General features: G+C 48.0%; 5 protein-coding genes and 1 pseudogene. 2 read left to right on the top strand and 4 right to left on the bottom strand.

Annotated features, from left to right (window positions below; translation table 11 throughout):
- Positions 1–199: pseudogene (locus PX484_RS06210) on the top strand (Tic22 family protein); the annotation flags it as partial.
- 5 nt (positions 200–204) lie between these two features.
- The gene (gene prmC, locus PX484_RS06205; protein WP_002800783.1) at positions 205–1,089 is read left to right on the top strand and encodes a peptide chain release factor N(5)-glutamine methyltransferase; all 885 of its coding nucleotides are present in this window, start codon (positions 205–207) and stop codon (positions 1,087–1,089) included.
- Here the strand turns inward: prmC and PX484_RS06200 are convergent.
- The 4 genes from PX484_RS06200 to PX484_RS06185 form a co-directional block, all read right to left on the bottom strand.
- A complete protein-coding gene (locus tag PX484_RS06200) occupies positions 1,086–1,622 on the bottom strand; it encodes a hypothetical protein (RefSeq protein ID WP_287668505.1) in 537 nt (178 codons plus the stop codon). The two genes, prmC and PX484_RS06200, sit on opposite strands and share 4 nt — an antisense overlap.
- Entirely contained in the window at positions 1,586–2,287 is a 702-nt protein-coding gene (gene pyrF / locus PX484_RS06195; RefSeq protein WP_287764814.1) for an orotidine-5'-phosphate decarboxylase, read from the bottom strand. The genes PX484_RS06200 and pyrF overlap by 37 nt, the downstream gene beginning before the upstream one ends.
- 184 nt (positions 2,288–2,471) lie before the next feature.
- Positions 2,472–2,939, bottom strand: coding sequence for an MEKHLA domain-containing protein (locus PX484_RS06190; RefSeq protein WP_287668500.1), 468 nt, complete (start codon positions 2,937–2,939; stop codon positions 2,472–2,474).
- Between the two features lie 22 nt (positions 2,940–2,961).
- Complete coding sequence (locus PX484_RS06185; RefSeq protein WP_288103169.1) at positions 2,962–4,089, bottom strand: M20 family metallopeptidase; 1,128 nt, start codon at positions 4,087–4,089, stop codon at positions 2,962–2,964.
- Between the last annotated feature and the right edge of the window lies 1 nt (position 4,090).

Below are 4,090 nucleotides of genomic sequence, written 5' to 3'. Positions count from 1 at the left end.
TGTTATTCCCTTAGAAAGTGTCATCGCTACCCTACAACAAAGTAACGATGAAGCTTTAACTAAAATTCTCCTCTTTCCTAGCCAAGAAACGATTGATTTTATCCGAGCAAATAGTAACCAAAATGCTCCCAACCAACCCCCGGCAAATCAGCCACGCCCTAATAATAATACCAGTAATCCCCCCGCCCCCAATCGTTAAGCCTTGTGACTGCTAGTATTTCCGGTCAAGAATTAAGTCAATGGCGCCAACAGGCGATCGCTGATTTAGAGCAAGCGCAAATATCTCCGAAGGAAGTGGATATCTTTCTGCAAGCAGTGACAGATTTAGATAATCTTTCCCTGCGCTTACAATCCTTTCGGGAACGAGAAAAAATCCCCTTGAGTTATTCTTGGTCGGAAATTACTAAACGCTGGCAAAAACGCCTGCAAGCAAGGGTTCCCTTGCAGTATTTGCTCGAATCGGTGGTCTGGCGTAATTTTACTCTAAAAGTCTGCCCGGGGGTCTTAATTCCTCGTCCCGAAACCGAGTTATTAATCGATATTGTTGGAGAAACCGTCAGAGGAGACGACGGGGGAATCTGGGTAGATCTGGGAACCGGTAGCGGTGCGATCGCTATTGGTTTAGCCAGTATCTTGACAAAAGCAGAGATATATGCTATTGATTACAGTCAAACGGCTTTAGCGATCGCCAAAGAAAATATCATCAAGACGGGTTTTGCCGACAGAATTATCTTAAAACAGGGTTCTTGGTGGACTCCCCTAGAGAAATGGAAAGGACAGATTAGCGGTATGCTGTCCAATCCTCCCTATATTCCCAGTGCAGAAATCCTCGACTTACAAATTGAAGTGCGGGAACATGAACCCCGTTTGGCCCTCGATGGAGGTGAAGACGGATTGACTGCGCTGCGCTATCTAGTGGCCACTGCTCCCGATTATCTGCGATCGGGAGGCCTTTGGCTAGTGGAAATGAGAGCCGGTCAAGGGGAAAAAGTAGCGCAAATGCTGGAAAATCAGGGCAATTATCGACAAATTCAGATTATTAACGACCTAGCAGGTTTCGATCGCTTTGTTTTGGCCGAGCGAATTTAGCGCAATGTACCCGCTTCGCAGTCCCGCAGCCAGAGACGCACCGCTTGGCCGATGGTGCCTTGGCTGGTTTCTAGGGGAGGTAAGGGGACTTGAGCGGGTTCAAGGGAAGCTAATTGACTGTAAACCGTCACTAATCGCCATCCTTCCCCAGTTTTAGTTAAAAATAACCAGTGATAATTCTGGAGGCTGACAGAGCGATTTTTGCTATACTGACGCTCTAAAGTCGTAAAAAAAACCTGTTGAGTGTCATCGGCAATTTGACCGGAATATTGACTAGCAGTTAAAGGTAGGGGTGCAAATTCGGGACGACCGGCAATAATCACAAAAACCGGTGTAGATAATTTTTGGTCGATTTGGGAACGGGTAATAACTCGATTAGCATAACCGGGTAAATCTGACAAGAGGCGATCGACTAAAAGATTTAAATCCTCCGGACAGCTAGAAAGAGGACGACTAACTGCTGGGAAGTTAATCCCGAAAATAACCAGTAATACAGCTAAATGTCGGCTAATTCTTGACAAATTTTTGCCCATGCTATTTTTGGCTCCTCCGCACCGGTGATCGGTCGTCCAATTACTAGATAATCAGCCCCAGCTTTAAGCGCTTGGGCCGGAGTCATCACCCGACTTTGATCCCCTTTGCTTGACCAGGAGGGACGAACTCCGGGACAAACTAAGAGAAAATCCTCTCCACAGACGCGACGCAATTGCGCCACTTCTTGGGGAGAACAAACCGCCCCATCAATTCCCGATTCTTTGCCCAATAATGCCAGATTTAAGGCATATTCCGATAGTTCTAGGGGAATTTTGAGGTCGAGGGCTAATTCCCTGGCGTTAAGGCTGGTTAAAACGGTGATAGCGAGAAGTTTTGGCGGGGATAGCAGGTCAGAGATTGCCTCCTTAGCCGCCCTCAGCGCTTGCCGTCCGGCCGTAGCGTGCAGGGTGAGTAAATCCACTTGATAGCGACTGGCGGAACGACAGGCCCCGGCGACCGTATTGGGAATATCATGAAATTTTAGATCGAGAAAGCTCTTTTTTTGTCTTTCTTGCAGAATCCCTAGAATTTCTGCACCGCTACTGACAAATAATTCTAGTCCCACTTTCCAAAAATTGACTTCCGGCAACAGATCGAGCAGTGCGATCGCTGATTCTAAATCCGGCACATCGAGGGGAACAATAATTCGGTCTGAGTTGGTCATATTGGGGCGATACAGTGGGGGTGTGGGGAATTATGAATTATAAATTATGAATTGGGAAGTGGGGAGAGGGAATTATGAATTATGAATTATGAATTATAAATTATGAATTATGAATTGGGAAGTGGGGAGAGGGAATTATGAATTATGGATTAGGGAGAAGGGAGAAGGGAGCGGGGAGCTTAAATCAGAGAAAAATCCAATCGGCAAAAGTGGCAGCCTGTCCGCAGTAAATGCCATCACGATCGATGATATTCCAAACGATCGCTTTTTCAATGCGAAATAGTTGACCGTTTTTCGTGATCCTTACCCCGTGATAATCGTTGATATAGCCCTGTTTTTTGACTAAATCCAGCATTTTTTGTCTTTCCTCAATTTTTATTTCCTCTCCCTCTACCGTCGCTCGCGAAGGAGTTGTTAATAATTCTTGCCAAGTTAAACCCCAGAGATCGAGGGCGCAGCGATTACCATAATTGAAGATCGGATTAGTTTGTGTACCGTGGGAAACTAGCACAAAAGGGGCATAAAAGAGCATTTTACTCTGTTCTTTGCCAGTACCGATCCGGGGCAAAAGCGATCGCCCGATTAATCGTTCATAATTATCCAGCAGCAATTCCGTCCAAGCTATAATAGCTAAATCTTCCCAAATTTCCATAAAATTATCTTGAAAAACCGGTTTAATCTTCCCTTTGCCAATATTTATAGGCCGCGTAGGCTAAAGTAATCACTCCCGTCAGAATTGCCGACTCATCCACTAAAAATTCCGGATGGTGAAGGGGGGGATTGAGGAGGTGAGGAGAACCCACTCCCAGACGGAACATTGTCCCCGGGGCCTGTTGCAAATAAAGGGAAAAATCCTCGGCCCCCATGGAGGGTTCCGAGAGAATTAAAACCCGATCCTGTCCCCAAGCTTCTAAACCAGCTTCTTCGACTAACCGGGTTAAAAATTGGTCATTTTGTACCGATGGCACGCCCCGACGATAATTTACTTGACATTTTGCGTTATATGTGCTGCAGACATTCGTGACCAAACTCTCGATCCATTCCGGGAGATGGGCGTGGGTTTCTGGGTGCAGCGATCGCACTGTTCCTGCCATGCGTACCTGATCGGCGATGACGTTGGGGGCGCGACCACCGCTAATCTGCCCGATGGTGAGGACGATGGGACGCAAAGGGTTCTGAGTCCGACTAATTGCCTGTTGCAAAGTGGTGATTACTTGGGAGGCGATCCAGATAGCATCGATCGCCTCGTGGGGCCGGGCCCCGTGGCCTGATTCCCCTTGAATAAAGATCTCCAGATCGTCGGCAGCCGCAGTTAAGGCCCCGTAACGAACCCCGATCGATCGGGCTGGAATCGAGGGGAAAACGTGCAGCCCGAAAACGGCGCTGACATCCCGCATCACCCCCTCCCGGATCATCCAACTGGCCCCCTGGGCGATTTCCTCTGCTGGTTGAAAGAGAAAGCGTATTTTTCCCCCCAAAGGTTCCGAAAGACGGGAAAGCACCATCGCCACCCCTAAACCGACGGTAGCATGAACATCGTGACCGCAGGCGTGCATAATCCCCGGTTTGCGGGAAGCAAAGTCTAAATCCGTCTTTTCTTGGATCGGTAGGGCATCCATATCGGCGCGGATGGCTAAAATCCTTCGATCACTGCCTTTTCCTGCCAATTCTCCCTTAACTCCCGTTTTTCCCACCGCTTCCTGCACCGATAGACCACAGGAAGACAAAACCCCGGCAATATAGGCGGCAGTTTGATATTCTTGCCCGCTTAACTCTGGATTCGCGTGAATGTGGCGGCGAATC

Origin of the sequence: Microcystis sp. M49636_WE2 (assembly GCF_030065375.1) — a bacterium.
In the GTDB taxonomy this organism is placed as follows: domain Bacteria; phylum Cyanobacteriota; class Cyanobacteriia; order Cyanobacteriales; family Microcystaceae; genus Microcystis; species Microcystis aeruginosa_C.
This window is presented reverse-complemented; position numbering and strand designations above follow the sequence as displayed.

Bases quoted from the DNA above. Each gene is read 5' to 3' on its own strand.
- PX484_RS06200 (WP_287668505.1), bottom strand. From the start codon at position 1,622: ATGGGCAAAAATTTGTCAAGAATTAGCCGACATTTAGCTGTATTACTG.
- pyrF (WP_287764814.1), bottom strand. From the start codon at position 2,287: ATGACCAACTCAGACCGAATTATTGTTCCCCTCGATGTGCCGGATTTA.
- PX484_RS06190 (WP_287668500.1), bottom strand. From the start codon at position 2,939: ATGGAAATTTGGGAAGATTTAGCTATTATAGCTTGGACGGAATTGCTG.